The organism is Rhizobium sp. L43 (assembly GCF_002531725.1).
In the GTDB taxonomy this organism is placed as follows: domain Bacteria; phylum Pseudomonadota; class Alphaproteobacteria; order Rhizobiales; family Rhizobiaceae; genus Rhizobium.
Genome location: NZ_NWSQ01000018.1, coordinates 1 through 26,768, shown reverse-complemented (window position 1 = coordinate 26,768; position 26,768 = coordinate 1). Strand labels below are relative to the sequence as shown.

The following is a 26,768-nucleotide window of genomic DNA, read 5'->3' as shown; positions in this document are numbered from 1 at the left end:
GCCATCGTCCTTCACCCACCCGCATATTGCTCGCGCATCGTCTCAGCTGAGCGGCGCACGGCCTCGGCGACCTCCTGCAGCTGCTTGGCCATCGGCGTCGAATTGCGCCAGACCATGCCGATCGTTCGCGACGGCTCCGGCGAGGGGAAGCGGGAGATCGAGACATGCGCCGAGCGCGTTTCGACGGGAACGGCCATCTCCGGAATGAGGGTGACGCCAATGCCGGCGCCGACCATCTGGACGAGGGTCGAGAGCGAGCTGCCTTCCATGATTTCTCGCGGGCGGGCCGGGCCGACCTTGCAGAAGGACAGCGCCTGGTCGCGGAAGCAGTGGCCCTCTTCGAGCAGCAGCAGGCGCATTTCGCGCAGCGCCTCGCGTTCGGGCACGGGCTTGTCTCCATCCTCGTGCCGCCTGACCAGCACGAATTCTTCCCTGAAAAGCTCGAGTTCGGTGAGCGAGGGTTCCGACACCGGCAGCGCGACGATCGCCAAATCGAGCTGGCCCTGCGCCAGTTCCTGAACCAGCTTGCCGGTCTGCGTCTCGCGCACCTCGATCTGAATTCCGGCGAAGGTTTTGTTGAGATCGTTTATAATAGCCGGCAGCAGATAGGGCGCAATCGTCGGGATGATGCCGATGCGCAGCCGCGTGAGGAAGGAATCGCGCGAGGCGCGAGCAAATTCCCCCAGTTCGTCCACGGCCCGCAGGATGTCGCGGACCCTCAGCGCGAAGGTCTGGCCGAAAGGGGTGAGCTTTACCTCGCGCGCGCTGCGCTCGAAGAGTTCGCTGCCCAATTCCTGCTCGAGTTCTTTGATCTGCATCGAGAGCGCCGGCTGGGAGATGGCGCAGGCATCGGCGGCACGGCGGAAACGGCCGTCCCTTGCCAAGGCTTCAAAATAGCGCAGCTGTTTCAGGGTAAGATTCTTCATAAGCTCAACTTATCGCAGCAATCAGTAAATCCAACTTAAAATTATTGCACGCTTCCGATATGAAGGCTGCAGGGGAGAGAGTGGGGCGCCAGCCCGGCTCATCTTTTTGAACGGCAGACAGATCCAGCAATGAAGGAGACGATCATGGACAACCCCACTGACAGCGCAGGCAAATGTCCTGTTGCCCACACGCATAAGGCTCCGACCGCCCGGACGAACCGCGACTGGTGGCCGAACCAGCTGAACGTGCAGATTCTTCACCACGGTTCCGGCCGCGCCGATCCACTGGGCCAGGCCTTCGATTATGCCGAGGAGTTCAAGAAGCTCGATCTCGACGGACTGAAGAAGGATCTTCACGCGCTGATGACGGATTCGCAGGACTGGTGGCCGGCCGATTTCGGCCATTACGGCGGCCTCTTCATCCGCATGGCCTGGCACAGCGCCGGTACCTACCGCATCACCGACGGCCGCGGCGGCGCCGGTCAGGGCCAGCAGCGTTTCGCGCCGCTGAACAGCTGGCCTGACAATGCCAACCTCGACAAGGCCCGCCGCCTGCTCTGGCCGATCAAGCAGAAATACGGCAACCGCATCTCCTGGGCCGACCTTCTGATCCTCACCGGCAATGTCGCACTCGAATCCATGGGCTTCAACACCTTCGGTTTCGCCGGCGGTCGCGCCGACGTCTGGGAACCGGAAGAACTGTTCTGGGGTCCTGAGGGAACCTGGCTGGGTGACGAGCGCTACAGCGGCGAACGCGAGCTGGCAGAGCCGCTCGGCGCCGTGCAGATGGGCCTCATCTATGTCAACCCCGAGGGCCCGAACGGCAATTCCGATCCGCTGTCTTCGGCCCGCGACATTCGCGAAACCTTTGCTCGCATGGCGATGAACGACGAAGAGACCGTGGCGCTGATCGCCGGCGGCCATACCTTCGGCAAGACGCATGGCGCCGGCGACCCGTCCCTGATCGGCGCCGAACCGGAAGGCAGCGCGATCGAGGACCAGGGTCTCGGCTGGAAGAGCTCGTTCGGCACCGGCGTCGGCAAGGATGCCATCACCGCCGGCCTCGAAGTCACCTGGTCGCAGACGCCGACCAAATGGAGCAACTACTTCTTCGAAAACCTCTTCGGCTTCGAATGGGAACTGACGACGAGCCCGGCCGGCGCCAAGCAGTGGCAGGCCAAGAACGCCGAAGCCTCCATTCCGGATGCCTACGACGCCGCGAAGAGGCACCTGCCGACCATGCTGACCAGCGATCTGGCGCTGCGTTTCGATCCGGCCTACGAGAAGATCTCGCGCCGCTTCCTCGAAAATCCCGACCAGTTCGCCGACGCTTTCGCCCGCGCCTGGTTCAAGCTGACCCACCGCGACATGGGACCGAAGGTACGCTATCTCGGCCCGGAAGTTCCGGCCGAAGACCTGATCTGGCAGGACGTGATCCCGGCCATCGACCATCCGCTCATCGACGCCAAGGACATTGCCGAACTGAAGGAAAAGGTTCTCGCCACCGGCCTCACCGTGCAGGAGCTGGTCTCGACCGCCTGGGCGTCGGCCTCGACCTTCCGCGGCTCCGACAAGCGCGGCGGCGCCAATGGCGCGCGCATCCGCCTTGCCCCGCAGAAGGACTGGGACGCCAACCAGCCGGCGCAGCTCGCCAAGGTACTCGGCGTTCTCGAAGGCATCCAGAAGGACTTCAACGCCGCCCAGACCGGGGCTAAGAAGATCTCGCTCGCCGACCTGATCGTTCTCGCCGGTGCAGCCGGCATCGAGAAAGCGGCAACAGCCGGCGGCAATGCCGTCAGCGTGCCCTTCACGCCGGGCCGCATGGATGCTTCCGAAGCCCAGACCGACGTGCATTCCTTCGCAGCGCTCGAGCCGCGTATCGACGGCTTCCGCAACTATGTGAACGGCAAGCGCCATCAGTTCATGAAGCCGGAAGAAGCGCTCGTCGACCGCGCCCAGCTCCTGACGCTGACCGGGCCTGAGATGACCGTCCTCGTCGGCGGCCTGCGCGTGCTGAAGGCAGGCAGCCCGGAGCACGGCGTCTTCACCTCGCGTCCCGAGACGCTGACGAACGACTTCTTCGTCAACCTGCTCGACATGGGCACGCAGTGGGTTCCCCTCGCCGGCAAGGAAGGCGTCTATGAAGGCCGCGACCGCAAGACGGGCGCCGCCAAGTGGACCGGCACCCGCGTCGACCTGATCTTCGGCTCGCACTCGCAGCTGCGCGCCTTTGCCGAAGTCTACGGCCAGGCCGACGCCAAGGAGAAGTTCGTCAAGGACTTCGTCGGCGCCTGGAACAAGGTCATGAACGCCGATCGTTTCGACCTCGTTTGATCGGCAAGCATTTCGCCCGGGCGCAGTGACCGCTGCGCCCCGGCTTTTTCTTTCTCTTCGACGGACTACTTCTCCTCCCTCATCCCCTTCCTCGGGCTTGCCCGAGGGATGTCACAGGGACCCATTGCGCCCAAGTCCTTGGGCGCGGGAGAGTTCTTACTTCGAAATGAGTCATTCACCGCGCGGACGCGCGGTGGCAGGATTCCTGTGACAGGCACAGGAGGAGTCCGGGGTTAGCGTCCAGCCATTCGCTACGGAACCGAAGCTTCCGGGATTACTACCGCCCAATCATCCAGTCCTCAACGCGCAAGCCTTCGACGCGCCGGAATTCGCCGACATTGTTGGTGACGAGAACCAGATCCCGCGTCCTTGCCTGAGCAGCAATCAGCACATCATAGGGACCGATCGGCGTTCCCTTCGCCGCCAATGCGGCACGGATCTCCCCAGCGGCCAAGGCATCCTCCTGCTCGAAACCGACGGCCGGGAAATCCGCCATGAACAAGCGCAGCGTTTCGAGATTGTAGGAAATTTTCGCGCTTTTATAGGCGCCATAATAGAGCTCGTGCATCACCACGGTCGACAGCCCGATCGATCCCTCGTCGCTGTCGACCACGCGCTTCAGCAGCGTTTCGGATTTCCTGCCGATCAGGGAAATCACCGCATTGGTGTCGATGAGATGGGTGATCACTTGAACAGATCCTGAAGACCAGGCCTCTCCTGCCCCTCCGGCTGCTCTCGCCCTTCCCCCATGAAATCGTCGCTGAGGCCGCGCTCCAAGGCGCTATGCAACGATGCCCACCGCATGCCGCGATCGGCCCGCGGCCGAAGGATCACCGCATCGCCTTCCCGCGTCACCTCCACCTGGTCGACGTCGAAACGGAACTCCTTCGGCAGCCGGACGGCTTGCGAATTGCCGGATTGAAATACACGCGCATATTGCGGCATGGGAGCCCTCCGCAGTTTGTATATATGCTATCGTATATACGCGATTGGCGGTGCTTTTGCAAGAAACCCTCTTTGCACCTTCTAGCGAGGCAGAATGCCGAAAGGCGAAAGTGACAGCAGATCGGGATCGGTCGTCGCCGTTACTGTCGCGACATGGGCATGGTTTATGCTGTAGCCGTAGGTGAGGACGCGGTTACCGTCGATCATGAAGAATTGCGCCTGATCCAGGCCGGGCCGCAGGCTACCCGTCACGGTGACGGTCTCGTACAGTCTTGCGAGATGCAAAGGCTCTTCCGGAACGACACGAACCAGTTGGTTGGGCGGAGGGGAGGGCATGTGGCTGCAGGCTCCGGCCCAGGGCACCAGCATGAATTCGTAGACAAGGTCGCCATCCTGGTCGATCGGCAGAACGAAACCGGTCAATTCGATCGGATGCTCATCGCCATGCCAGGCGAGTGTTTCGCCCTGTGGGCCGCTCACCGCCTTGCCCGACAGCGGCACCGTCGCTTTGGCCTGATCGGCCGGCCGCAAAGCGCTCCAGAAAATGGGCTGAGCTGCGGCGAGGGCGCCGGAAATCGGCCATGCGGAACCAAACGCCAGCGCCGCAAACATCAGGAGGAAAGATTTGTGCTTCATCATTGCATCTCCCGGGCCGGCGGCTTTGACCACCTTGCCGCTGCCGCGCGGATGCTACTCCCGATCCCGCTTGGCCGTCAAAGCTTCGGGCCTTGTTGGGTGTTCTTTGGAGTGAGAGCAATGGGCTTTTGCCGTGTGGCACCCCCTCATCGTCATACAGAGGAAAGACCCCGCGTGGGGTGAACGCGGGGTCTCCCTGCCGAGGCGAGAGGCTGGTGTCGCCTTACTTCTCCGGCATCATCGAGGAGTGGTGCGAGGTGATCAGCCAGTTCCCGTCCTTGAACTCGTAGGTGTAGGTATAGCGGGCGGGGACCTTCGAGCCGTCTTTCATCGTGAAGGTGTAGGTGCCGGTGTCGACGGCCCAGTTGCAGCCGGTCTTGATGTCACGGCTGTCGATGTGGCCCTTGGGCTCCTTCGCCAGGAAGTGCTCGAAATAATCGATGCGTTCCGCCTGGGTCAGGCGCGGCTTGTTTGCGAGCGTCGCCAGCAGCACGGAGTCCTCGCTGTAGTTCTTGGCGACTTCCTGAGGGCTCAGCGTTGCAAGCGAGGCGTTCCAGCGGTCGAAGAGTTTTGCGACTTGCTCCTCGCTCACCGGGGCGCAGGTCGCTGTTTCGGCGGCCGCAGCCGACTGGACCTGGACAAAACCGAGGACGAGGGCGGCAGCAATGATCGTACGCATGTTTGGCTTCCTATCTGGCGGTTCCGGCGGACATCGCATCGGTCAACCGCATGACCAATATCTAAGTGGCCGGCTCTGCGGCCCCATCTGCCGGGTGGCTCCGATCCGATCTGCCGAACGGCATAGATGACATTCCCACGGGAATGACTATCGTGCCCGCGTCATTCATTTCAGGAGCAGTCCCCTTGGGCCTGGAGCATAACACGGATACGGCCCATTCGCCTGACGTTGCAGAGATGCGAGCCCTTTACAGAGCGGCGGAAGCACGGGCGGCGCGGCTGCGTTTCATCATCGAAGTGCGGAACCTGCTCGATGCGCAGGCATTCGAAACGGTCGCGCCGGAGGTTCTGTCCCGGCTTGCCGATTTCGCCGGGGCAATGCAGGCCAGGCTCGTCTTTGCGCCCTTGCAGGGGGAGGTGCCTGTGCAACTGGCGGTCGGGCTGTCGAGGAACCCCGAAGGCGACAGCATCCTGTTTGCCTCCGAGGATGATGGCGCCGACCTCCATCTGACGCTCCTCGGGCCGTCGACAGGACGCACCATCGATGCCGACGACCGGCAAACCTTGGAGGTGGTGGCGGGCCAACTGGCCGACGCCTGCAATCTCGAACGGCAGGCCGCGGAAAAGCAGGCGCTGCTCGGCGATCTCGAGCGGCAGCGCAGTGAACTCGCGGCCCTCGTTGCGCAGTTGATCCAGGCGCAGGAACAGGAGCGGCAGCGGGTGGCGCTCGATCTGCACGACGGCTCGGCGCAGCTCGCCGCCGGCCTCAGCTATCGCCTGCAGGATCTCGCCGCCCGCGTCGGCGAGGCGCATGCGCTGAAACCGGAGATCGACCAGCTCGCGGCACTGGCGCGCCATTCCGTTGCCGATCTTCGTGCTGCGATCGCCGATCTTCGTCCGCCCGAGCTCGACGATCTCGGCGTTGCGGCGGCGCTGCGCACCCGCCTCGATGCGATCGACGGCATGGAGGTGATCGCCGATCTCGATGCCTGCGCCGATCGCTGGCCGGCATCGACCGGGATCATCTTCTACCGCGTCGCGCAGGAAGCGATCACCAATGTGATCAAGCATGCCGGGGCGCGCCGGCTCATCGTGCGCCTTTTCGAGGACAGCGCCGGCGAAGCCCATCTCGAAGTGATCGACGACGGCAAAGGCATCGGCGAAGCACGCCAGCCCCAGAATCAAGAGTGGGGCGCACGGCTCGGCATCGTCGGCATGCGCGAGCGGCTGGCGCTGCTCGGCGGCAGCATCGAGATCGGCGCCGGAGCTTCGGGCGGCACCTGTGTCCGCGCCTTCGCGCCCCTTCAGCAGGAGACGATATCGGGATGACCGCATCCATTCTCGTTGCCGACGATCATGACATCGCCCGCGCCGGGCTGATTGCCATGATTGGCGGCCAGGACGATTTCCATGTCGCCTGGGATGTGCGCGACGGCCTGGAGGCGGTGGAAACCTGCGCGGCCCACAAACCGAATCTCGCCCTGCTCGACATCCGCATGCCGCGCATGGACGGCCTCGCCGCCACAAGGGAGATCCGGCGCGTGTCGCCCGGCACACGCGTCATGATCATCACCATGCATGACAGCCTCGATTATCTGGAGGCGGCGATCGACGCCGGCGCCACCGGCTATCTGCTGAAAGACGCCAGCCGGGACGATATTCTGCGCACGATCCGGCGCGTCCTGCAGGGTGACGCCTTTTTCGACGGCCCCCTCGTCGCAAGGCTGCTGCGGCGCGCTGCCACCAAACCGCAAACCAACAGCAGCGCCCTGGAGACGCTGACGGTGCGCGAGCGCGAGGTGCTGGCAAAGGTGGCCGAGGGCCTGACCAACAAGGAGATCGGCCGGGCGCTGAAGATCTCGCCCGGCACCGTGAAGATCCATGTCGAGCGCATCATCGGCAAGCTCGGCGCCGGCGACCGGACGCAGGCCGCCGTCATGGCCGTGCGCGGCGGGCTCGTCGCAACATCGAGAGAAGAGCAGCCATGACAGGGACACGCCGGCGGGCGCTGCGCTTCGCCGACCTTCCGCTGCGGGCGAAGGGCATCGTCATCATCATGGTGCCGCTGGCGCTGCTGCTTGCCGCTCTCGCCTCGGTTTTCGTCGCCGACCGGCAGAGCCGGATCGCCGAGGATCAGGTGCGGGTGACTCTGGAGATCCAGTCCGGCATTCAGGAGATCCACGCCTTGATCGCCGAGGCCGCGACGGCGATGCGGGGTTATCTCCTGACCGGCAGAACCGATTTTCTCGACCCCTTCAACCGGGCCGAGGACAGGCTGCCCCTGGTGCTCGACGAAGTCGGCCGGCGATTGCGGGATGAAGAACAGAAGAGTCGCCTTGACCGTATCCGAGCCCTGGTCGACGCGAAAGTCGACCGTCTCCAACTCCTGAAACAGGCCGACATCCTGCGCGCCGGCGGGCGCGAGGATCTTGCGGCCAAGCTCATCGAAGGCAAACAGGTCCTCGATGTGCTGAGACAGGAGATCGACGCGATGAACCGGCGTGAGGCCGATCTGCTTCACGCCAGAACGCAAGCCGCCGACCGGGTTCGCACCCTGTCGCGCAGCCTGATGATTGCCGCCGGCTTCCTCGGTTTTGCCGGCGCGCTCGCCGCCGTTTTCCTGTTTTCGGCCAGCATCGTGCGCCGCGTCTATGCGCTGAAGGCCCAGGCGCATCTCTTGTCGCAAGGCGAGGTCGTCACGGTGGCCGACCCTTTCCGCGACGAGCTCGGCAGCCTCGAACAGGCGCTCGAAGATGCGAGCGTGCTGTTAAAAAAGCGCGAGGCCGATTTGACCGAGAGCGAGGAACGCTTCCGGCAACTGGTCGAGGGCGTCAGCGACTACGGCATCTTCGGGCTCGATCCCGACGGACGGGTGGTGAGCTGGAATGCCGGCGCCGAGCGGATCACCGGCTACGGTGCAGACGAAATCGTCGGGCAGCATTTTTCCCGCTTCTATCCCGCCCAGACCAGGGACACATTTCCAGCCGAAGAGCTTTCCAAAGCGGCCCTTCACGGGCGCACCGAGGCGGAAGGCTGGCGGCTGCGCAAGGACGGGTCGCGGTTCTGGTCGCATGTCGTCGTCACCGCGCTGCAAGATGAAACGGGCCGGCTGCGTGGCTTTTCCAAGATCACCCGCGACATTACCGAGCGCAAGCAATTCGAGGAGGCTCTGCTTGCCGCCCGCGAGGATGCGATCCGTGCCAGCAACGCCAAGAGCGAGTTCCTGTCGCGCATGAGCCACGAGCTGCGCACGCCGCTGAATGCCGTGCTCGGTTTCGCGCAGCTTCTGGAAATGGACGTGACCGATGCCGATTCCAGGGAGAGCGTCGCGCAGATCCTGAGAGCCGGCCGGCATCTGCTGAGCCTGATCGACGAGGTTCTCGATATGGCCAGGATAGAGGCCGGCCGCATGGATCTCTCGGTCGAAGCACAACCCGTTGCCGAAGTGATCGATGAAGCCGTGTCGCTGGCAAGGCCGCTCTGCGGCAAGCAGCAGATCCGCATCGAGGTCGCCGCACCGGCCGAGCCGGATCTGATGGTCCTTGCCGACCGGCGGCGTCTGCTGCAAGTGTTTCTGAACCTCCTCTCCAATGCGGTGAAATGTAATCGGCCCTTGGGAAGCGTGACCGTCAGCCACCGCGCAATCGGTGACCGCATCCGCATCGAGGTCAGCGACACCGGCCCCGGCATCCCGGCCGACCGCGTCGCCCGGCTGTTTACCCCGTTCGACCGGCTGGGGGCCGAACGGATCAGCCAGGAGGGAACCGGCCTCGGGCTTGCGCTGTCGAAACATCTGATCGACGCCATGGGCGGAACGCTCGGCTTCAGCAATCGTAGGGAAGGCGGTGCCACCTTTTACGTCGATCTGCCGCGCGCGCCGGCGGCGACGGGGGAAGCCGAGGCGCGAGACGTCGCGATGCCGTAAGGCACCGCCAGTTGATTGACGAAGTCTCTTCCGTCATGCTCGGCCTTGTGCCGAGCATCTGAGCACAACAATTGTTTGGCAGGAAAACATTTATTTTCAGACACTTAATTGGACCGGCGCAGATCCTCGGCACAAGGCCGAGGATGACGTCCTGGGTTTTGCTGTGGTTTGTTCGGCAACATGGCGATGCCAGAAGCCATCGCCTTTGATTTGGCCGCGCCGCTTGATATCAGTTCGCAATCGCTTTCGACGAAGTTTGGTCCATGACAGATTCCACCGATATCGTGCGCAGATCGACAATCCTGATTGTCGATGACGAGCCCGCCAATGTTTCGCTGCTGGAGCGCATCCTCAAGCGCGAAGGCTTTACGGCGCTGATCAGCACCACCGAGCCGCGCGAGGCCCTGCGGCTCTTCCGCGAGCATCCCGTCGATCTCGTCCTTCTCGACCTGATGATGCCCGATCTCGACGGCTTCGCCCTGCTGGAAACCTTTGCAAGGCTCATTCCCGATAACAGCTACCTGCCGATCCTGGTTCTGACCGCCGATGCGACCTTGCCGACGCGTCGGCGCGCGCTTTCCCTCGGAGCGAAGGATTTTTTGACGAAGCCCTTCGACGCGATCGAAGCGATCTTACGCATCTTCAACCTGCTTGAAACCCGCATCCTGACTCTGGAGCTTGCCAAACACGGCTTGGCGACGCCGAAATCGGAACGTCCCCGCATCGATTGATCGCAGCCGCCCTTATCTCGGGCGACGGGCGTTCGCCATAGGCGAATGCTGGCCAAGCAATTCGGCGGCGATCGGCAGCAGCGAGGCCGCCTCGGCAAGCCCGGCGGGACCGAGCAGCTGCGTCACCAACAATGTCGGCCTGATCAGCGGACGGCGGCCGGGCACGTCGAGAGCACCGAGGTCGACGCGGGCACAAAGCCGTTCCAGGATTTCACGCGGAAAGAAACCGCCGACGACAATCGCGTCGGGATTGAAGAGCTGAACCACCGTGGCGAGTGGCTTCGACAGTTTCTCGCCGCGATCGTCGATCCAGTCGAGCAGGCGTCTATCCCCCTCGTGAAACAAGCGCGCCAGGAAATCGTCCGAGAGCCGGTCGAGCGGACAGCCGAGGTGCCGGGCAAGATCGGGAAGGCTTGGCCGATCGCCGGTTTCGGGGATCAGCGCGCCGATATTCGCCGCCTGGTTATGGGCGCCGCGAAAGACGGCGTCTTTGGCGAAAAGGCCGCCGCCAACGCCGAAATCCAGCGTGATATAGAACAGGCCGCGATAATGTGTCCGCGGCCGATGCGCTTCGAAAGCCGCGACGCAATAGGCGCCGTTATCCCAATAGACCGGAAGCCGGAAGCGGGCGCTTATCGTCTCGGCAAGTTCCTGCAATGGCAGCGCGGCCTGCGTCGGCGTTACCTCGAACAGCGTGCCGTCCTCGCCGACGATGGCGGGAACCGCATGTCCGACGCCGAGGATCGGTGACGGTGAGCCGGCAATCAGCCGGGCGATATCGTCGACGATCGGCTCGATGACGGCATCAGCCTGCCGCGCCACGCGCTCTCGGATGTTGCCGCTGAGGTCGGAGCGCGTAACGGCATAATGCCCCTGCCTGACATAGAGGCCGATGCTGTGAAAGGCGTCGTCGTTCAGCGATAGCCGGAGCGGCGGCTGGCCGCGTTCGCCGTCATCGAGCGTGGCGCGTTCCTCGCGGACCAGTTTGAAACGATCGAAATTGGCGACGGCCTTGGTCAGCATCGATTTCGACAGGCCGAGCGCTGCGGCAATCTCCGTCCGGCTTTTCCCCGGATCCAGGCGGATATGGCGCAGGACGGCATATTCGATGTCGGTCAGGCTGACCGGTCGCGGCCAGGGTCCCAGATCTGCGTGCAAGTGGGCGAACTTTCCGATAGAGACGAGCGAATCCCAGAATAGGCCGTCGTCATATTCATGTCATGCACTTAATATAAATGCACATCGTGAACTTAATTACGTCTATCGGGAGAGAACATTGGCGAGCCTGTCCATCCAGGGCGTGAGCAAGACCTTCCCGAACGGGCATCGGGTTCTTGATGACATCACGATCGACGTCGCGTCGGGGGAGTTCCTGACGTTGCTCGGGCCGTCGGGATGCGGCAAGACCACGCTTTTGAAGGCGATCGCCGGATTCCATCCGCTCACGTCAGGCCGCTTCCTGATCGACGGCAAAGACGTCACCGCGCTGCCACCGGAGAGCCGCAACACGGCAATGTGCTTCCAATCCTACGCGCTCTTCCCGCACATGACCGTGGCCGAAAACATCCTGTTCGGTCCCCGGCAGAACGGCGCGGGCAAGGCCGAATGCCATGCGAGGCTCGAAGCCGCCCTGCAACAGGTGGACCTCGCCGCGCATGCCACGAAGCTGCCGTCTGCCCTCTCAGGCGGGCAGCAGCAGCGTGTGGCGCTTGCCCGCGCCATGGCCATGCGGCCGGGTGTGATCCTGTTCGATGAACCGCTTTCCAATCTCGACGCCAAGCTGCGCGAGCAGGTGCGCTTCGAAATCCGCGCGCTGCAGGCAAGACACGGTTTCACAGCGATCTATGTCACCCATGACCAGGCCGAGGCGCTCGCCATGTCCGACAGGATCGTCGTGCTGAATGGCGGCCGTATCGAGCAGATCGATACGCCGGCTGCGATCTACGACCGCCCGGCCAGCCGTTTCGTCGCCGATTTCATCGGCGCCGCCAATATCCTGAGGGCCGATATATTGGGCCTGGCCGGGCAAACGATCTGGCGTGTGCGCACCGATCTCGGGGAATTCGACATCCGCTCGGAGAGCGACCCCAAGGCGCCGCACCATTTCGTCTGCTGGCGGCCCGAGGCAGCCGAGATCGTTTCGCAGGCGCAAGCGCCGCAATCCAATATATTCCAGGCCGTCGTGACGGCCCAGGCCTTCCAGGGCAATGTCACCGACGTGGTTGTCAGAAGCGGCAAAAGCGATGCCGCCTATCGCATCCAGACGCGCCGGCCGCTGACCGTCGGAGCCTCCGTCATGGTGCGCGTCGATCCCGCAAGCTTCTGTTTCCTGGAGGCGGCGCATTGACATCCGCTGCCGCCGCCAATTGGAAACAGGCAATCTTCATCGGCCTGCTGCTGATGACCGGGATCGGCCCGATCGTGCTTCTGGTCGGGACCGTGCTCGGCATGGCCGTCGCCCAGTCCTTCGGCTATTTCAACTTCGCCGGCGCAAGCGGCTTTTCCTTGGAGTTCTGGGCGAAACAGCTCGCCAGTCCGCTGCTCAGGGCCTCCCTCCTCTATTCCCTGAAGATCGCCTTCGTCTCGGCGATCGTCTCGGTGGCGCTCGCCTATCCCATCGCGCTCTGGCTGCGCAATCCCTTTCCCGGCTCGTTGACGCTCGGCGCATTGATCAAGGCGCCGATGATGGTGCCGGGCCTGGTCGCGGCCTTCCTCTTCGTCAACCTCATCGCCTTCCACGGCTTTCTGAACGAGGCGCTTCTCGGCCTCGGCCTGATCTCAAAACCCTTCCGGATGCAGAACGACCGCTATGGCGCCGGCGTCATGCTGCTCCAGGTCTGGAAGAACATGCCCTTTGCCCTGCTGCTGCTTAGCGGCGCGGTCCGGTCGATCCACACCGATCTGCTCGACGCGGCCCGCGATCTCGGCGCCGGCGCCTGGGCGCGCTTCCGCAAGATCATCCTGCCGCTCACCCTGAAGGCCATGCAGGCCGCCCTGGTGATCATCTTCATCGGTGCCGCCGGCGACTATTCCTTCCAGGCGATCGCCGGTCCGACGAGCGTCAGTTCGCTCGCCCTGTACATGTACACCGTGCAGCACGAATTCGGCCAATGGAGCGAGGCCGCCGTCGTCGCGATCGTCCTGATGGCCACAGCCCTGCTCGGATCGCTCATCCTGGCTGCGGCAGCCCATATCCTCTTTGGCGGCAGGAGAGCGTGATGTCGGAAAAATCCTGGAATCGCCTCCTCGCCATCGGACTCGGCCTCGTGCTGATCGTCTGGCTCGTCGTTCCCTTCGCCATGGCGGTGCTCTGGTCGCTGGTTGATCCCGACAAAGCCTGGAGTTATCCCGACCTCCTGCCGCAGAAACTCTCCTTCCGCCGCTGGACCGAGATGTGGGAGACGACCAATCTCGCGGTCGCCATCGCCAACAGTTATACGCTGGCGCCGATCGTCGCATGCGCCACGCTGATGCTGGCCGCGCCCACGGCCTATGCCTTCGGGCGCCTCGAATTTGCGGGCAAATCGGTGGCGCAATTCACAGCGCTCCTGCCGCTCGTGCTGCCGGGCTTCGTCATCGCGCTGTTCTTCACCGCGCTTTTGAACCGGATCGGCATCTACAACAAATTTCTGGGCATCGTGATCGGCCACACCGTGCTGTTCCTGCCCTATGCGATCCGCATTCTCTCCGTTTCCTATTCGCTTGTCCGCCAGGATCTGATCGATGCGGCGCGCGATCTCGGCGCCAGCCGCTGGGCGCGCTTTTCCGCCGCCTACCTGCCGGTGCTCAAACCCGGAATCCTGGCGGCGCTGGTCATCGTCTTCATTCAGAGCATCGAGGAATTCGCCCTCTCCTTCGTGCTCGGATCGCCTGACTTCACCACCGTTCCGACCATCCTCTATTCCTATCTGGGTTATAATTTCATCCGGCCGAACGCGGCAGTCGTGTCGCTGATCCTGGTCGTCCCCAACATCATCCTGATGCTTCTCTTCGAACGGCTGCTGAAGAGCAACGGCGCCGTCGCGCTTGGCGGCAAGGGATGAGGTCCATCCCATCCAACCATCGGAGCAATCGCATGTCACAACGCCTGATCCCGCTGCTGATCGCAGCGGCAGCCTTCGCCACCCCCGCGGCGGCCGCCGACGACCTCCTGAAGAAGCCGTGGGACGACATCGTCGCCCAGGCCAAGCAGGAAGGCGAGGTCGTCTGGTACAACTGGTTCCTCCAGCCCCGCTTCCGCGAACTGAGCAAGGGCTTCGAAGAGAAATACGGGATCAAGGTGACCATTCCCGACGGCACCTCTGACGGCAATCAGAACAAATTCCTCGCCGAACTCGACCGCGCTGAAGGCGATATCGACGTGATGTCGCTCGGCGGCGATCAGTTGCCGAAGTTCGACGTCACCGCCTATTTCCTCGGCCCGCTCGATATCCTGCCCGGCTATTCCAAGCTGCGCACTCAGATCAATGGCGGCGACGGCAAGCGTTATGCGGTTGCCTTCTGGGGCAACCAGACCGGTCTTGCCTATGATCCGACGCAGGTCGACGAGGCAAAGCTGCCGCAGACCTTCGATGATCTCACCAAGTGGATCAAGGAGAACCCGCAGGCTTTCGCCTTCAACGATACGCGCGGCGGCGGCGCCGGCAAGGCCTTCCTGCAGACCGTGGTGCGCTCGACCGTCAAGCCGGAAGATATCGCCGCAGGCAACTTCCAGGCCGCCTGGGACTGGTTTGCCGCCAACAAGCCGAATTACGGCTTCACTTCGTCGAACGCCGATAGCCTGACCCGCCTGAACGGCGGCGAGTTCCAGATCGTCTCGGCCTGGGAAGACCATCTCGCCGGCCTGCAGCAGAAGGGCGAGATCGACAAGCGGATGAAGTTCTACATCCCGAAATTCGGCATGCCGGGCGGCGGCAATGTCGTCGGTATCGCCGCCAATGCCAAGCACAAGGCCGCTTCGCTGCTCTTTGTCGACTGGCTGACCTCGGCCGAAACCCAGACAATGCTCGCCAAGGAAATGGGTTCGGCGCCCGTCAACAGCGACGCGGTGAAAATCGCAGGCGGCGTGCCGGCCGAGCAGCGCGCCTATGCGGTCGACTGGTTCCCGGTCAAGCAGGCCGACGCCATCACGGCGCAGTTCCTCGAAAAAGTCGTCATGGGTCAGTAAGGAACCAGACGATATCATGCAGCAATCTCAAGAGCATAAGGAGTGTCAGCCATCGGCTGGCGCTCAAGGCGCCTTTCCCACCGGCGTCCATACGAAATTCAATGTCGACGGCAGCGTCCGAGCCTTTCCCGGCAATACGATCATCTGCCACCTCGCTCCGACGAGCCGGCTCTATGCCGCCCTTTCGAGCCTTTACGGCGCGCTGGAGCGAAGCGATCTATCAGAACTCTATTCGCTGCTGCCGCCGTCGAGCTGGCATATGACAGTGTTCGAAGGCGTCTGCGACCAGGTCCGGCGGCCGGGCTTCTGGCCTGCCGATCTCGGCCTCGATGCGCCCCTGGCCGAATGTGATGCGCTCTTCGCCGACAAGCTTTCCAGCTTCGATCTCTCCTACGATCCGCCCTACCGCCTGTGCATTGCCGGCTGGCAACCGCTCGTCAACGGCATCGCCCTCAGGCTCGTACCGGCAACGAGCGCAGAGGAAACGCGTCTCAGGCACCTGCGCGACCGGCTGTCGGAGCTGCTTCAGCTCCGTCATCCCGGGCATGAGGACTATGTGTTTCACCTCAGCATCGCCTATCTGATCCGCCATCCCGATGAAGAGCAGCAGGCCGCGCTTTCGGCGCTGCTGTTCAAACTCCTCTCCGGCCTGCCGGCGGAGTTCGAACTCGGCGCAGCGGAATTCTGCCGCTTCGCAGACATGTTCGCCTTCCGTCGCCAGTTCTTCCTGCAGAGCCCGGCAAGAGGCGGCTGAACCCAGGCGCGCAATGCGGAGACAATGGGGCCGGCCGGGAGCCGGCCCCATTGCATTTAAAACATCGTGTTCTTGTTGGCAGCCTCGTTCGGAACCGCCTGGATCACGTCCCAGTGCTCGACGATCTTGCCGTCCTTGACGCGGAAAATATCGACGATCGCCTGGCCGCGGTCATCGGCACCGTTCGTCGCATGCACATGCAGCCAGACGAGATCGCCATCGCCGGCGCTGCGGACGATCTCCGCCTTCGATTGGGCATTGTCCTTGAAGAAGCCGGAGAAGAAGGAAATCAAAGGCTTCTTGCCGTCGGGAACCTGGGGATTGTGCTGCCGGTAGTCGTCGGCGACAACGGAGGCGGCCTTGAGATCGTGCTTGTTGAAGAAGCGGTCGTAGAACTCCACCACCAGCTTCCGGTTGGCTTCCTCGACCTTCAAGTCCCGCGAGGCGGCAAAAACGCCTGAAGGCACGGCGATGCCCGCCAGAATGGCGAGTGCGAAAAGCGATTGAAATCTCATGCATCAAACTCCTTGGTATGGATCGGCGATCTAGTCTAAAAAGGAGACTATCTGTCAGGTCTATGAAACCTGGAGATGCCGAGCAAGAAGGCAGGTTTTGGTGGCAAGGTCAGCCTGCGATGACCAAGGAGAGGGCATGCCTGCGGAAACGGACGAGCCGAAACTGGGATGCCCGGTAAGAGGCGTGCTCGATCGTATCGGCGATCAATGGAGCCTGCTCGCGCTCGAGGCGCTTGATGATGAGAAGAAGCGCTTCAACGAGTTGCTGCGCGAGATCGGGGACATCTCGAAACAGATGCTCTCCAAGACCCTGAAGCATCTGGAGCAGGACGGCTTCATCAGCCGCACCGTCTACCCGGAAGTTCCGCCGCGCGTCGAATATGAACTGACGGAGCTGGGGCAATCCTTCCTGGTTCCCATGAGAGCTTTGATCGGCTGGGCCGATCGGAACCATGCGGCGATCAAGAGCGCGCGTCGGCGATACGAAACCGCTTAGCGGGAGTTTAAGAGAGCCTCATCCTCAGGCGCCCCGCAAGGGGCCTCGAAGGACGAGGCGGGTGCCGCACCGTCAGGCGAGCAACACCTTGCCGCCCGTCCGGAACGGAAGGGCCGACTGCAGCGCCTGGCCGATCCTTTCCAGAGGAAACACCTCCCGCACCTCGGTCGCGATCACCTTCGAAGCGATCAGCGCGGCGATCTCCGAATAAGCGCGCTGGACGTCATCAATCGCTTCGGCATGGACCCATTCCCGGAGATGACAATAGGAAAAGGTGACATCGGGATGGGAGGCCCAGAAAGAAGCCGGAATGCTCTGGCCCGAAAGCAGTCCGTAATGCACGAAATGCCCGCCGGGTTTGAGCGCATCGGCAAGCACGGAGGCGCGCGCGCCGCCGACACAATCGAGCACCGCGTCGAGCCCGTGTCGGCCGGCAAGCCCGGCGGCGAGATCACCGTCCGCCCTGTCGACAATAACAGCCTCGAGCCGGCCGCGCAGGCGCTCAAGTGATTCTTCGCTGCGGACGATTGCCACCGGCTCGACGCCCGCGGCATTGGCGAGACCGATCAGGATCGATCCGATCGACGAGGCAGCGGCATTGATGGCGATGCGCATGCCCGGCTTCAGCCCGATCTTCATGTGCAGCATCAGCCAGGCCGTCATCGGGTTGACATAGCTCGTCGCCGCTTCGAAATCGGAGAGCGTGTCCGGAACACGAAGGCACCAGCCGGGATCGGTATCCTTGAATTCCTGCCATCCGCCGGCGCTGCGCACCGGCAGCACACGGGTGCCGAGCGCAAGCCCGTAAACCTCTTCACCGCACGCTTCGACCACGCCGAAGGCTTCGAAGCCGGGAATGAAGGGCAGGGTGGTGCGTCCGGCATAGGCGCCCGATATGGTGATGATATCGGAGGGATTGATCGACCGCGCCAGCAGGCGCACCCGCACCTGGCCGCGCGCGAGCGCCGGCAGTTCGGCCCGTTCGATCCCGACGACCTCCTCGGCCGGGCCGAATTTTCGCACGACCGCCTGATATTGCATTGCATCCCCCTGATAACAGCGGTTAGAACACGCCTTCGAAATTTCGGTGATCGAATGAGCGTTGACGACAGGCCTTTAGCATCGTTCCGGGTCTCGATGCGAGACATCGACATCTATGGTCATGTCCATAACTCGGTTTACCTCGACTATTGCGAGGATGCGGTCGTCGAATTCCTGCGGCATCGGCAAATCCTCGGCCATTTCCGCCACACCACCTCGGGCGTTGCCTATCACGTGAAGAAGGCCGAGATCACTTTTCACAACCCGATCGACGTCGACGATGTCGTCGACGCCAAGGTCGCCGTCGAGAAAATCGGGCGTACGAGCCTGTCCTTTACGATCGAACTCTTCCGCCGGCGCGATGGCGCTCACTGCGCATCGGCGGGGCTCGTCTGGGTCTGCGTCGGCCTTTCCGACAGTCGCCCCACGCCGATCCCCGACACCACCAGAGCCGCTTTAGCCTGACGGCCGATCTTCAAACCAGCGGGTGTCCATGCCGATCCACGCGCAGCTTCTTCGACATGCAATGCACAGGCCGGACAAGCCGGCCCTGGTGATCGACGGCCGCTGCCTGAGCTATGGCGAACTCGCTTTGCGCGCCAAGGCGATTTACCGCTTTCTCCGGCAATTGCCGCACTCGACCCGCCGCACGCTCGATCTGCCCGGCGTCGAGAAACTCACGGCCCTCAGCCTCGGCAACCATATCGGCTTCGCCGAATATTTCGTCGCCGCCACCGCCTTGCCGAATGCCTGCGCGGTGATCGACCCGATGATGCCGGCAGAAAGGATCGAACGCGTTCTCGAGCGGCTGGCGCCTGACGTGCTTGTCGTCGACGACGATGCGGGCCTGAGCGCCGAAATCGGCCGCAGGCTCGGAATATCGGTCGTCACCGCCGGAGCGGAGCCCTTCGATCTCGCCGAGCCGGAAGGCGATCTGCCTGATGATGCCGAAGGCATCTTCCTGATCGGATTTACCTCGGGCACCACTGCCGAGCCGAAAGCCTATTACCGCTCACGCCAGCAATGGCGCCGCAGCCTCGATCGCGGCCACGTGGTGTTCGAACTCGAAAACGCCCCGTCGACCCTATGCCCCGGAGCCCTGGCGCATGGGCTGGCGCTTTACGCCATGGTCGAAGCCTTGGATGCCGGAGCCACCTTCCATTCGATCCGGAAATGGGATGCCGCTGCCGTCGCGCACATTCTCTCCTTCGAAGCGGTCGAGCGGCTGGTTGCCGTCCCCACCCATATAGCCGGCATTGCCAGGGCCTGGTCCGCCGAACCCGCTCTGACCGCCCTGCGCGACGTGCTGACCGCCGGCGCCAAGCTCGACGTCAACGGGGTCGAGTCCATGCGGCGGCTTTTTCCGAGGGCGCGCATCCGGGAATATTACGGCGCCTCGGAAATCGGCTTTATGACCGTCTCGACGCTTGTCGGCGGCGCGATCGATTTTCCGATCGACCGGGTGGGGCAGGCCTATCCCGGCGTCGAGATTTCCATTCGCGATCCCGATGGAAACGATGTCGGCACCGATGTGCCGGGCACCATCTTCGTCGACAGCGACCTGATCGCCGACGGCTATCTCTGGGGCGACGACGGTCAGGCGTTCCGGGTCACCGAGGCCGGTGCCACGGTCGGGGATCTCGGCGAACTCGACGCCGATGGTATGCTGCGGGTGATCGGCCGGGCAGGCGGCATGATGATATCAGGCGGCAACAACGTCTATCCCGCCGAAGTCGAGAGCGCGCTCAAAGCCTGCCCCGGGGTCGAAGACGCCGTCGTCTTCGGGCTGCCGGATGCCTATTACGGCCAACGGATCGTCGCCGTCGTCTCCGGCGAAGCGATAGACGCGAAAATGCTGGCCGACCATTGCGCACTGGTGCTCGCCAGGTTCAAGATCCCCAGGCAGTTCTACCATATCGCCTCCTGGCCGATGACGAGCAGCGGCAAGATTTCCAGGGGACAGGTGGAAGCTGCGGTCATTTCGGGAGACGGTCTTGTCCTACGCCTATCAGCCTGACGAGGATTGGCAGCCGGTCGTGGTTGCCGCCTACCGCACGCCGATCGGCCGCGCCTTCGGCTCGCTGTCGACGGTCGCAGCCGAAGACCTGCTTGCCCCGATCATCCGCCGGATCGTTGCCGAAACAGCCATTGCGCCCGAGGCGATAGACGACGTGCTGGTCGGCAATGCCGCCGGCGGCGGCGGCAATATCGGCCGGCTGGCAGCACTTACCGCCGGCCTGCCGATGGCGGTTCCCGGTGTCGCCATCGATCGGCAATGCGGTTCCGGCCTCGAAGCGATCATCATGGCCGCGCGGCTGATCCAGGCGAAGGCGGGAGCCTGTTTCCTGGCCGGCGGCGTCGAGAGCGTCAGCACCGCGCCATGGCGGGTCGAACGGCCGAAAGCCAATGGCGCACTGCCGCGCTTTTACGGCCGCGCCCGGTTTTCCCCTGAGGCGATCGGCGATCCCGAGATGGGCGTTGCCGCTGAAAACGTCGCGCGTGCGTTCGGCATATCGCGCCAAAGGCAGGATGAATTCGCGCTGCGCAGCCATCGCCTCGCCGTCGCGGCGGCGGAGACCGGTCTCTTCCGGCCGGAGATCGTCGAAATCCCCACCGGGCATGGTGTGGTGGAACGGGACGAATGTCCGCGCCCCACGACCTCGATTGAAGCACTGGCAAACCTGAAGCCCGTCTTCCAGGCCGACGGTTCGGTGACGGCAGGCAACGCCTGCCCTATGAATGACGGCGCCTGCCTGGTGCTCGTCATGCGCCGCGGCATGGCCAAAAGCCTCGGCATCGACAAGGGCCTCGCCTTCATCGACAGCGCTGCGGCCGGCGTCGACCCCAACCTGCTCGGCATCGGCCCGGTCGCCTCGACCAGGAAGCTCATGCAGCGCCAGCCCGGCCTCTCGCTCCCCGGCATCGATGCCATCGAATTCAACGAGGCTTTCGCCGCCCAGGTTCTGGCATCGCTGGATCAGCTCGACATCCCTGCTGACACGGTCAACCGAGAAGGAGGCGCCCTGGCGCTCGGTCATCCCTTCGGCGCCTCCGGCGCGATTCTGGTTAGCCGGCTATATACTCAGCTGGTCCGCGGGGATCGCTGGCTACCCGCCACAACCGGCCTCGCCATGATCGGCATCGGCGGCGGCATCGGTCTGACGGCACTGTTCGAGGCTGTCAGGCTTTCCTGACGAGACGACAGTATTGCGAGGAACGGAGACGGCGCGGCATCTCCTCTTCTCCCCTCGGGGAGAAGGTGCCGGCAAGGGGGCCACACGAAACATCCTCTCCGTTATAAGCCATCCCGCAACGCCATGCCCAGCGCGTCGGTCGAAGTCCAGCATGTGCTTTACTGAAGGACCGGCGTAGCCGGCCCCCCTCATCCGCCCTACGGGCACCTTCTCCCCGAGGGGAGAAGAGGGAATCGAGAACCCGCGGCCTATCCTTCCGCACCGTCTCCGTTCCTCGCCATGCCGGTTGACGCAAATCTCCTCCATTTCCGCAAGGCGGCTCGATCGCAGCGCGAGCCGCCCTACACCTTGGCATAGGGCGACAGCGACTGAGGGAGAATGGTTCGAAGCCGCGATCCGGCGCATTCTCATGCCGATCGGTTCCGGCCGATGAAGCCGCTTGGCTCCGTCACGGTTTCGGCACTCCGAGCAGGTCCTGCTCGCCTTCGTTCAGCTACCTCACGTCAACAGAGGACATTCCTCGCGAAAGACAAGGAGACTACCCATGAAGATCGTCATTATCGGCGGCACCGGCCTCATCGGCTCGAAGACCGTGGAAAGACTGCGCAGCAAGGGGCATAACGTCCTGCCGGCCTCGCCGAATTCGGGCGTCGACACGATCACCGGCAAGGGGCTCGCCGAAGCGCTCGCAGGCGCTGAAGTGGTGCTCGACCTCGCCAACTCGCCTTCCTTCGAGGACAAGGCCGTCCTCGAATTCTTCCAGACCTCCGGCCGCAACCTGCTCAAGGCAGGGGCTGCCGCCGGCGTGAAGCATCACATTGCGCTGTCGATCGTCGGCATGGAGCGGCTTCAGGGCAGCGGCTATATGCGCGCCAAGATGGCCCAGGAACAACTGATCAAGACTTCTGGCATCCCCTACACCATCGTGCACTCGACGCAGTTTCATGAATTCATGGCAGGCATCGCCCAGTCGGGCACCGTAGGCCAGACCGCACATCTGTCGCCGGCTTATGTGCAGCCGATCGCCTCCGACGATGTCGCCGACGTCATGGCCGAGGTGGCGCTGGCAGCACCCGTCAACGCCACGATCGAAATCGGCGGGCCGGAGAAAATCCGCCTCACCGACATCGTTACGCGCCTGTTCAAGGCGACGAACGATCCACGCCAGGTGGTGGCCGATCCGCACGCCCGCTATTTCGGCGTCGAGCTCGAGGACGCCTCGCTGGTGACCGGGCCCAATGCGCGGCTCGGCCGGATCCGCTTCGACGACTGGCTGAGCCGGCAGCCGCCGCAGAAAAAGAGCGCCTGATATACCGGGCGCCTGACGACCCATTCCCATCAATTGAGGAGACAGACATGCTCAGAAAAATGATCTCGGCGACCGCACTCGCCATTGTCCTTGCCGCCGGCACGCAGGCTCACGCCGCAGGCGGCGACGCGAAGGTGCGCGTCGTATTCGACCAGAAGCTTCCCAATGTTCCCGGCAAGAGCATGAAGGCGGTGCTCGTCGAATATGCGCCGGGTGGATCGTCGCCCGGCCATACCCACCCGGCCTCGGCCTTCATCTACGCCACCGTTCTCGAAGGGGCGATCACCAGCAAGGTGAATGACGGGCCGGAGAAGGTCTATAAGGCCGGCGAAAGCTTTCCCGAATTTCCCGGCGATCATCACGCCGTCAGCAAGAACGCCAGCAAGACAAAGCCGGCGCGCCTGCTTGCCGTTTTCGTGCTGGATACCGACGAGAAAGAACTGACGATCGACGACAAGTGACGTCACACCCGATGCCCGGCGCCGCCGGGCATCGTTTCCCCCACCGCCTCAGGCCGCCTGCAATGCCATCTCCAGGTCGGCGATCAGATCATCCGGATGCTCGATGCCGATCGACAGGCGGATCGTCGATTCCAGAACGCCGATGCGCTGTCTGACATCGGCGGGCACGCCGGAATGCGTCATGGCGGCCGGATGGCTCGCCAGCGATTCCGTGCCCCCGAGGCTGACCGCCAGCTTGAAGACCTGCAGCGCGTTCAGGAATTTGAACGAGGCCGGCTGGCCACCGCGGATGTCGAAGGAGAAGGTTGAGCCGGCGCCGCTGCATTGCGCGCTGAAGGTCCGGCCGGCCGGCGAATCCGGATCGTGATAGGGCAGGTAGTGAACCTTCTCGACCTTCGGATGATCGCGCAGAAAATCGGCGACGGCGCGGGCATTGCTGTTTGCCCGCTCCATGCGCAGCTGCAGCGTTTCCAGCGAGCGGCCGAGCATCCAGCAGGAATGCGGATCGAGCTGCGTGCCGATCGCGCCGCGCAGCGCCTTGACCTGCTTGACGATTGCCTTGCGGCCGAGAACAGCGCCGGCGATCAGGTCGGAATGGCCGCCGACATATTTGGTCAGCGAATAGAGCGAGATATCGGCGCCGTGCTCGATCGGCCGCTGGAAAACCGGGCCGAGCAGGGTGTTGTCGCAGACGATGATCGGCACATGTCCCTGCTTTGCGCCGATCGCGTCGGCCACGCGCCGGATCATCGCGACGTCGACCAGGCTGTTGGTCGGATTGGCGGGCGTCTCGATCAGGATGACGGAGACGCGGCCCTTGGCCATCGCCTCTTCCGCCGCCTTCTGCACCGAACCCTCGCTGACACCGTCGGCAAAGCCGATGGCGGCGACGCCGAGGTTCAGGAAGGTCTTGGCGAGCAACGTCTCCGTTCCCCCGTAGAGCGGCTGCGAATGCAGAACCGCATCGCCCGGCCGGACGAAGGCCAGCAGGCTGGTGGCGATCGCCGCCATGCCGGAGGAAAACAGCGCGCCGCTTTCCGTCCGTTCATAGACGGCAAGCCGGTCCTCGACGATCTCGCTATTCGGATGATTGAAACGCGAATAGACGAGGCCGGCGCCTTTGCCCGCCGGCGGCTCGCGGCGGCCCGAGACGTAATCGAAGAAGTCGCGGCCATCCTCGGCGGAATTGAAGACGAAAGTCGAGGTGAGGAATACCGGCGGCTTGACCGCCCCTTCCGAGAGTTCGGGATCGTAGCCGTAATTCAGCATCTGCGTTTCGGGATGCAGTGCGTGATTGCCGATATGGGTTTTGGAAGGATGCGGGGCCGTCATGATCGTCTCCTCTGTCGGGATTGCCCAAGGGATAAGGTACATCAAAATCGCGTTGGCGGAGCAATGATCGATGCCGCTCCTTAACGCTTAGCCCACGGTCTCACCCAAAGTGTCGGCAACATAGGCGCCACGCGCGCCCATCGGCAGTGGCGGTCCCGTCGTCGTGTCCTTCGCGGTCTGATGTTCCAGTTCGGCGTTGAGTTCTGCGCCGATGACGAGAATGACGACGGAAAGCCAGATCCAAACGAGGAAGCCGATCAGCGCCCCGAGCGTGCCGTAGGTCGCGTTGTAATTGGCGAAATGATCGAGGTAGAAGGAAAAACCGAGGGACATGGCCGCCCATGCGACCGTCGTCAGAACCGCGCCCCAGGTCATCCACCGAAGCTTGGCAGGCTGCCGACTGGGACCGAAGCGATAGACCGACGTCACCGCCACCGCGACGACGAGCAGAAGCAGCGGCCACCGCAGGAGAAGCGCCATGTGCTCCTTGAATTGATCGAGCCAGAGATAGGAAAGCACGACCGGCATCACCCCGATGAGCACCACCATGACAACCGTCAGCAGCATGGCGCACAGCGTGAAACAGAGGCCGATCAGGTTCAGCCGGACCAATCCCCGCTTCTCGGTCTCCTCATAGGCGACGTTCATCGCGTCGAAGATCGCCAGCGTGCCGCTATGCGTGCTCCAGAGCGCAATGCCGAGACCGACGAAGAAGGTGATGCCGAGCGCACTGTCGCGCCGATTGACGAGTTCCTTGATCTGGTCGGCCAGCAGGTCGAAGGCTCCCGGCGGCATCAGCACCGCCAGTTCGCGAAGGTGTTCGGATATGGTGGTCGCATCGGCGACCAACCCGTAGAGAGCGACCAAAGCCGCCATCGCCGGAAACAGCGCCAGCAGCAGATAAAAGGTCACACCCGCGGCAATCAGCGTGACCCGGTCATCCAGCACCTCATGATAAAGGCGCCAGAACACATCGCGAAGGCCGCGCAACGGTATGGCCTCGGGCACGGCGGCGTTGCGCCCATGCTCGTCCTCCGCACTGCCGCTCTCCGCCGACGCCGCCGGCGAACCGGCCTGCCTTGCCTGCATCAACACAAATGCCCCGACCGCTGCGGCCATCATCGCGGCGGCGATGGAGACCCTCTTGAGCGGAAGCACATCTGCCATTACCCTATCCCCTGATTTGCTATCCTCTGATTTGCTGGTGGATAACGCGGGGTGCCGCAAAAGGATGCAAGCCGTTGCTTTCTCGTGTGGTTTGGAGCGCAGGGGAGGGCGATTGCAGCCAACAGCGCCGCAGAACGCCTAGCGCCTCGCAGATTGCAATCCGCTGATTTTATTGAGTTTCCCACGCGCTACGGAACCGAACTCGGACTTTAGTTTCGTTACTGCTGCGTGAGGGAAATTTCGACACCTGTCGGCGGGGCCGCGCATTGACGGTTCAAGAGGCGGAAAAGGGCGTATCGCACACCTTTTTAGAGCTGAAATCCGGTCAGCCTCATCTAACTTTCGCGCCCGCCAGAGACTAGCGTCAGCCATCCGGCGACTACTGAGAGCACGACAAACCAAACGGCGCCCGCCCTCAACAATAGCGCCGGCGGCAACGGCCCGCAATGGCGGCTCCGATTATCCCCGGCCAAATATTGCCCACTGCAACGAACCGAGCGCCGCCGTTCGATCGTCCGATTGTCCGCGGACAACTGGCCGGCTCTGCCCCAACAACAGCCGCGAAGGAATGCCGCACCCCACGAGAGCCTCATCCTGAGGTGCCCCGCAGGGGCCTCGAAGGACGAGGCGGGTGCGCCCACGCCGATTGAATGCAGGAGCAGCGCTGGAGCGCGTCCTTCGAGGCTCCGGCCTTCGGCCTATGCACCTCAGGATGAGGGACGCAGGAGAATGCCGCCTTCAAAGGAACCACGGAGAAGGCCGTTCCTATAGGAGCGCCAGGAAGCTGCGCCTCGACGCGTAGCGCTGCAGATTATGCTCGGCCACGAACGCCAGGACCACCGCCCAAGAGAGCCTCATCCTGAGGTGCCCCGCAAGGGGCCTCGAAGGGCGAGGCGGGCGCACCGGAGGTTAGTCTTCCGATTGTCCGCGGACAACCGGCCGAAGACCCCTCGGCCAACCTCCAAGCACCTTGAGTGCCCAGCAGGAGGCATCTGAGGACGAACGTCAGGAATCTGCGCCTCGATGCGCAGCGCTGCAGATTATGGCTCGACCACAGAAGCCGGGACCACCGCCCAAAAGAGCCTCATCCTGAGAGCCTGTGAATGTTTGCTGGCGGCGGCGATTGGATTGTGATTCTGTTGGGTCGTTGATTTGCC

At 63.3% G+C, this 26,768-nt stretch carries 26 protein-coding genes; 16 read left to right on the top strand and 10 right to left on the bottom strand.

What is annotated here, in order from left to right; genetic code table 11:
• Positions 1 to 11 precede the first annotated feature (11 nt).
• Positions 12 to 926 (bottom strand): hydrogen peroxide-inducible genes activator, encoded by a 915-nt coding sequence (locus CO667_RS22805; RefSeq protein ID WP_097620557.1) that lies wholly within the window; start codon positions 924 to 926, stop codon positions 12 to 14.
• 144 nt (positions 927 to 1,070) lie between these two features.
• Between CO667_RS22805 and katG the strand changes: the two genes are divergently transcribed.
• Positions 1,071 to 3,260, top strand: a complete 2,190-nt coding sequence (gene katG, locus CO667_RS22800; RefSeq protein ID WP_097620683.1) for a catalase/peroxidase HPI — start codon at positions 1,071 to 1,073, stop codon at positions 3,258 to 3,260.
• A gap of 277 nt (positions 3,261 to 3,537) precedes the next feature.
• Here katG and CO667_RS22795 read toward each other — a convergent pair whose 3' ends face one another.
• From CO667_RS22795 to CO667_RS22780, 4 genes are all read right to left on the bottom strand, one after another.
• A complete protein-coding gene (locus tag CO667_RS22795) occupies positions 3,538 to 3,948 on the bottom strand; it encodes a type II toxin-antitoxin system VapC family toxin (protein ID WP_097620556.1) in 411 nt (136 codons plus the stop codon).
• Complete coding sequence (vapB, locus tag CO667_RS22790; protein ID WP_097620554.1) at positions 3,945 to 4,205, bottom strand: type II toxin-antitoxin system VapB family antitoxin; 261 nt, start codon at positions 4,203 to 4,205, stop codon at positions 3,945 to 3,947. The genes CO667_RS22795 and vapB overlap by 4 nt, the downstream gene beginning before the upstream one ends.
• 81 nt (positions 4,206 to 4,286) lie before the next feature.
• Positions 4,287 to 4,844, bottom strand: coding sequence for a DUF3299 domain-containing protein (locus CO667_RS22785; protein ID WP_097620553.1), 558 nt, complete (start codon positions 4,842 to 4,844; stop codon positions 4,287 to 4,289).
• A gap of 220 nt (positions 4,845 to 5,064) precedes the next feature.
• Positions 5,065 to 5,520 (bottom strand): SgcJ/EcaC family oxidoreductase, encoded by a 456-nt coding sequence (locus tag CO667_RS22780; protein ID WP_097620551.1) that lies wholly within the window; start codon positions 5,518 to 5,520, stop codon positions 5,065 to 5,067.
• Positions 5,521 to 5,705: 185 nt separating this feature from the next.
• On the opposite strand from CO667_RS22780, the gene CO667_RS22775 reads away from it, so the two are divergent.
• The 4 genes from CO667_RS22775 to CO667_RS22760 all read left to right on the top strand — a co-directional run bounded on the left by CO667_RS22775 (position 5,706) and on the right by CO667_RS22760 (position 10,175).
• Positions 5,706 to 6,848 (top strand): sensor histidine kinase, encoded by a 1,143-nt coding sequence (locus CO667_RS22775; protein WP_245433227.1) that lies wholly within the window; start codon positions 5,706 to 5,708, stop codon positions 6,846 to 6,848.
• Positions 6,845 to 7,507, top strand: coding sequence for a response regulator transcription factor (locus tag CO667_RS22770; RefSeq protein ID WP_097620548.1), 663 nt, complete (start codon positions 6,845 to 6,847; stop codon positions 7,505 to 7,507). Before CO667_RS22775 ends, CO667_RS22770 begins: the two co-directional genes overlap by 4 nt.
• Positions 7,504 to 9,444, top strand: coding sequence for an ATP-binding protein (locus CO667_RS22765; protein ID WP_097620547.1), 1,941 nt, complete (start codon positions 7,504 to 7,506; stop codon positions 9,442 to 9,444). Before CO667_RS22770 ends, CO667_RS22765 begins: the two co-directional genes overlap by 4 nt.
• A gap of 263 nt (positions 9,445 to 9,707) precedes the next feature.
• A complete protein-coding gene (locus CO667_RS22760; RefSeq protein ID WP_097620546.1) occupies positions 9,708 to 10,175 on the top strand; it encodes a response regulator in 468 nt (155 codons plus the stop codon).
• 12 nt (positions 10,176 to 10,187) lie between these two features.
• Here the strand turns inward: CO667_RS22760 and CO667_RS22755 are convergent, their stop codons facing one another.
• Positions 10,188 to 11,333, bottom strand: coding sequence for an ROK family transcriptional regulator (locus CO667_RS22755; RefSeq protein ID WP_143540742.1), 1,146 nt, complete (start codon positions 11,331 to 11,333; stop codon positions 10,188 to 10,190).
• Between the two features lie 118 nt (positions 11,334 to 11,451).
• On the opposite strand from CO667_RS22755, the gene CO667_RS22750 reads away from it, so the two are divergent.
• From CO667_RS22750 to CO667_RS22730, 5 genes are read left to right on the top strand one after another with little or no spacing between them, the layout of a single operon-like run.
• Positions 11,452 to 12,522, top strand: coding sequence for an ABC transporter ATP-binding protein (locus CO667_RS22750; protein ID WP_179874204.1), 1,071 nt, complete (start codon positions 11,452 to 11,454; stop codon positions 12,520 to 12,522).
• The gene (locus tag CO667_RS22745) at positions 12,519 to 13,394 is read left to right on the top strand and encodes an ABC transporter permease (protein ID WP_245433225.1); all 876 of its coding nucleotides are present in this window, start codon (positions 12,519 to 12,521) and stop codon (positions 13,392 to 13,394) included. Before CO667_RS22750 ends, CO667_RS22745 begins: the two co-directional genes overlap by 4 nt.
• Positions 13,394 to 14,218, top strand: a complete 825-nt coding sequence (locus CO667_RS22740; RefSeq protein WP_097620542.1) for an ABC transporter permease — start codon at positions 13,394 to 13,396, stop codon at positions 14,216 to 14,218. The genes CO667_RS22745 and CO667_RS22740 overlap by 1 nt, the downstream gene beginning before the upstream one ends.
• A gap of 32 nt (positions 14,219 to 14,250) precedes the next feature.
• Positions 14,251 to 15,342 carry an extracellular solute-binding protein gene (locus CO667_RS22735; protein ID WP_179874203.1) on the top strand — a complete coding sequence of 364 codons (1,092 nt, stop codon included), beginning with the start codon at positions 14,251 to 14,253 and terminating at the stop codon, positions 15,340 to 15,342.
• A 16-nt stretch (positions 15,343 to 15,358) separates the two neighbouring features.
• Positions 15,359 to 16,096, top strand: coding sequence for a DUF1868 domain-containing protein (locus tag CO667_RS22730; RefSeq protein ID WP_179874202.1), 738 nt, complete (start codon positions 15,359 to 15,361; stop codon positions 16,094 to 16,096).
• Positions 16,097 to 16,152: 56 nt separating this feature from the next.
• On the opposite strand, the gene CO667_RS22725 is transcribed toward CO667_RS22730, so the two are convergent.
• Positions 16,153 to 16,611: a nuclear transport factor 2 family protein gene (locus tag CO667_RS22725; protein ID WP_097620539.1), complete on the bottom strand. Its 459-nt coding sequence runs from the start codon at positions 16,609 to 16,611 to the stop codon at positions 16,153 to 16,155.
• 136 nt (positions 16,612 to 16,747) lie between these two features.
• On the opposite strand from CO667_RS22725, the gene CO667_RS22720 reads away from it, so the two are divergent.
• A complete protein-coding gene (locus CO667_RS22720; protein WP_097620538.1) occupies positions 16,748 to 17,107 on the top strand; it encodes a helix-turn-helix domain-containing protein in 360 nt (119 codons plus the stop codon).
• 72 nt (positions 17,108 to 17,179) lie between these two features.
• On the opposite strand, the gene CO667_RS22715 is transcribed toward CO667_RS22720, so the two are convergent.
• Positions 17,180 to 18,148: a zinc-dependent alcohol dehydrogenase family protein gene (locus CO667_RS22715; protein WP_097620536.1), complete on the bottom strand. Its 969-nt coding sequence runs from the start codon at positions 18,146 to 18,148 to the stop codon at positions 17,180 to 17,182.
• Between the two features lie 54 nt (positions 18,149 to 18,202).
• Here CO667_RS22715 and CO667_RS22710 point away from each other — a divergent pair, with 54 nt between their 5' ends.
• The 5 genes from CO667_RS22710 to CO667_RS22690 all read left to right on the top strand — a co-directional run bounded on the left by CO667_RS22710 (position 18,203) and on the right by CO667_RS22690 (position 23,112).
• Positions 18,203 to 18,613: a thioesterase family protein gene (locus CO667_RS22710; protein WP_097620534.1), complete on the top strand. Its 411-nt coding sequence runs from the start codon at positions 18,203 to 18,205 to the stop codon at positions 18,611 to 18,613.
• 28 nt (positions 18,614 to 18,641) lie between these two features.
• Positions 18,642 to 20,165: an AMP-binding protein gene (locus tag CO667_RS22705; protein WP_097620533.1), complete on the top strand. Its 1,524-nt coding sequence runs from the start codon at positions 18,642 to 18,644 to the stop codon at positions 20,163 to 20,165.
• Entirely contained in the window at positions 20,143 to 21,342 is a 1,200-nt protein-coding gene (locus CO667_RS22700) for a thiolase family protein (protein ID WP_097620532.1), read from the top strand. The genes CO667_RS22705 and CO667_RS22700 overlap by 23 nt, the downstream gene beginning before the upstream one ends.
• Before the next feature lie 544 nt (positions 21,343 to 21,886).
• Entirely contained in the window at positions 21,887 to 22,651 is a 765-nt protein-coding gene (locus CO667_RS22695; RefSeq protein WP_097620531.1) for an SDR family oxidoreductase, read from the top strand.
• A 47-nt stretch (positions 22,652 to 22,698) separates the two neighbouring features.
• Entirely contained in the window at positions 22,699 to 23,112 is a 414-nt protein-coding gene (locus CO667_RS22690) for a cupin domain-containing protein (protein WP_097620530.1), read from the top strand.
• Between the two features lie 48 nt (positions 23,113 to 23,160).
• On the opposite strand, the gene CO667_RS22685 is transcribed toward CO667_RS22690, so the two are convergent.
• Entirely contained in the window at positions 23,161 to 24,444 is a 1,284-nt protein-coding gene (locus CO667_RS22685; protein WP_097620527.1) for a cystathionine gamma-synthase family protein, read from the bottom strand.
• Positions 24,445 to 24,531: 87 nt separating this feature from the next.
• Entirely contained in the window at positions 24,532 to 25,611 is a 1,080-nt protein-coding gene (locus CO667_RS22680) for a YihY/virulence factor BrkB family protein (protein WP_097620526.1), read from the bottom strand.
• Positions 25,612 to 26,768: the final 1,157 nt, after the last annotated feature.

Coding starts and splice junctions, on each gene's coding strand:
- CO667_RS22690 (WP_097620530.1), top strand. CDS start 22,699: ATGCTCAGAAAAATGATCTCGGCGACCGCACTCGCCATTGTCCTTGCC.
- CO667_RS22730 (WP_179874202.1), top strand. CDS start 15,359: ATGCAGCAATCTCAAGAGCATAAGGAGTGTCAGCCATCGGCTGGCGCT.
- CO667_RS22740 (WP_097620542.1), top strand. CDS start 13,394: ATGTCGGAAAAATCCTGGAATCGCCTCCTCGCCATCGGACTCGGCCTC.
- CO667_RS22725 (WP_097620539.1), bottom strand. CDS start 16,611: ATGAGATTTCAATCGCTTTTCGCACTCGCCATTCTGGCGGGCATCGCC.
- CO667_RS22805 (WP_097620557.1), bottom strand. CDS start 926: ATGAAGAATCTTACCCTGAAACAGCTGCGCTATTTTGAAGCCTTGGCA.
- CO667_RS22710 (WP_097620534.1), top strand. CDS start 18,203: ATGAGCGTTGACGACAGGCCTTTAGCATCGTTCCGGGTCTCGATGCGA.
- CO667_RS22705 (WP_097620533.1), top strand. CDS start 18,642: ATGCCGATCCACGCGCAGCTTCTTCGACATGCAATGCACAGGCCGGAC.
- vapB (WP_097620554.1), bottom strand. CDS start 4,205: ATGCCGCAATATGCGCGTGTATTTCAATCCGGCAATTCGCAAGCCGTC.
- CO667_RS22685 (WP_097620527.1), bottom strand. CDS start 24,444: ATGACGGCCCCGCATCCTTCCAAAACCCATATCGGCAATCACGCACTG.
- CO667_RS22770 (WP_097620548.1), top strand. CDS start 6,845: ATGACCGCATCCATTCTCGTTGCCGACGATCATGACATCGCCCGCGCC.
- CO667_RS22720 (WP_097620538.1), top strand. CDS start 16,748: ATGCCTGCGGAAACGGACGAGCCGAAACTGGGATGCCCGGTAAGAGGC.
- CO667_RS22695 (WP_097620531.1), top strand. CDS start 21,887: ATGAAGATCGTCATTATCGGCGGCACCGGCCTCATCGGCTCGAAGACC.
- CO667_RS22785 (WP_097620553.1), bottom strand. CDS start 4,844: ATGATGAAGCACAAATCTTTCCTCCTGATGTTTGCGGCGCTGGCGTTT.
- katG (WP_097620683.1), top strand. CDS start 1,071: ATGGACAACCCCACTGACAGCGCAGGCAAATGTCCTGTTGCCCACACG.
- CO667_RS22765 (WP_097620547.1), top strand. CDS start 7,504: ATGACAGGGACACGCCGGCGGGCGCTGCGCTTCGCCGACCTTCCGCTG.
- CO667_RS22760 (WP_097620546.1), top strand. CDS start 9,708: ATGACAGATTCCACCGATATCGTGCGCAGATCGACAATCCTGATTGTC.
- CO667_RS22715 (WP_097620536.1), bottom strand. CDS start 18,148: ATGCAATATCAGGCGGTCGTGCGAAAATTCGGCCCGGCCGAGGAGGTC.
- CO667_RS22780 (WP_097620551.1), bottom strand. CDS start 5,520: ATGCGTACGATCATTGCTGCCGCCCTCGTCCTCGGTTTTGTCCAGGTC.
- CO667_RS22735 (WP_179874203.1), top strand. CDS start 14,251: ATGTCACAACGCCTGATCCCGCTGCTGATCGCAGCGGCAGCCTTCGCC.
- CO667_RS22680 (WP_097620526.1), bottom strand. CDS start 25,611: ATGGCAGATGTGCTTCCGCTCAAGAGGGTCTCCATCGCCGCCGCGATG.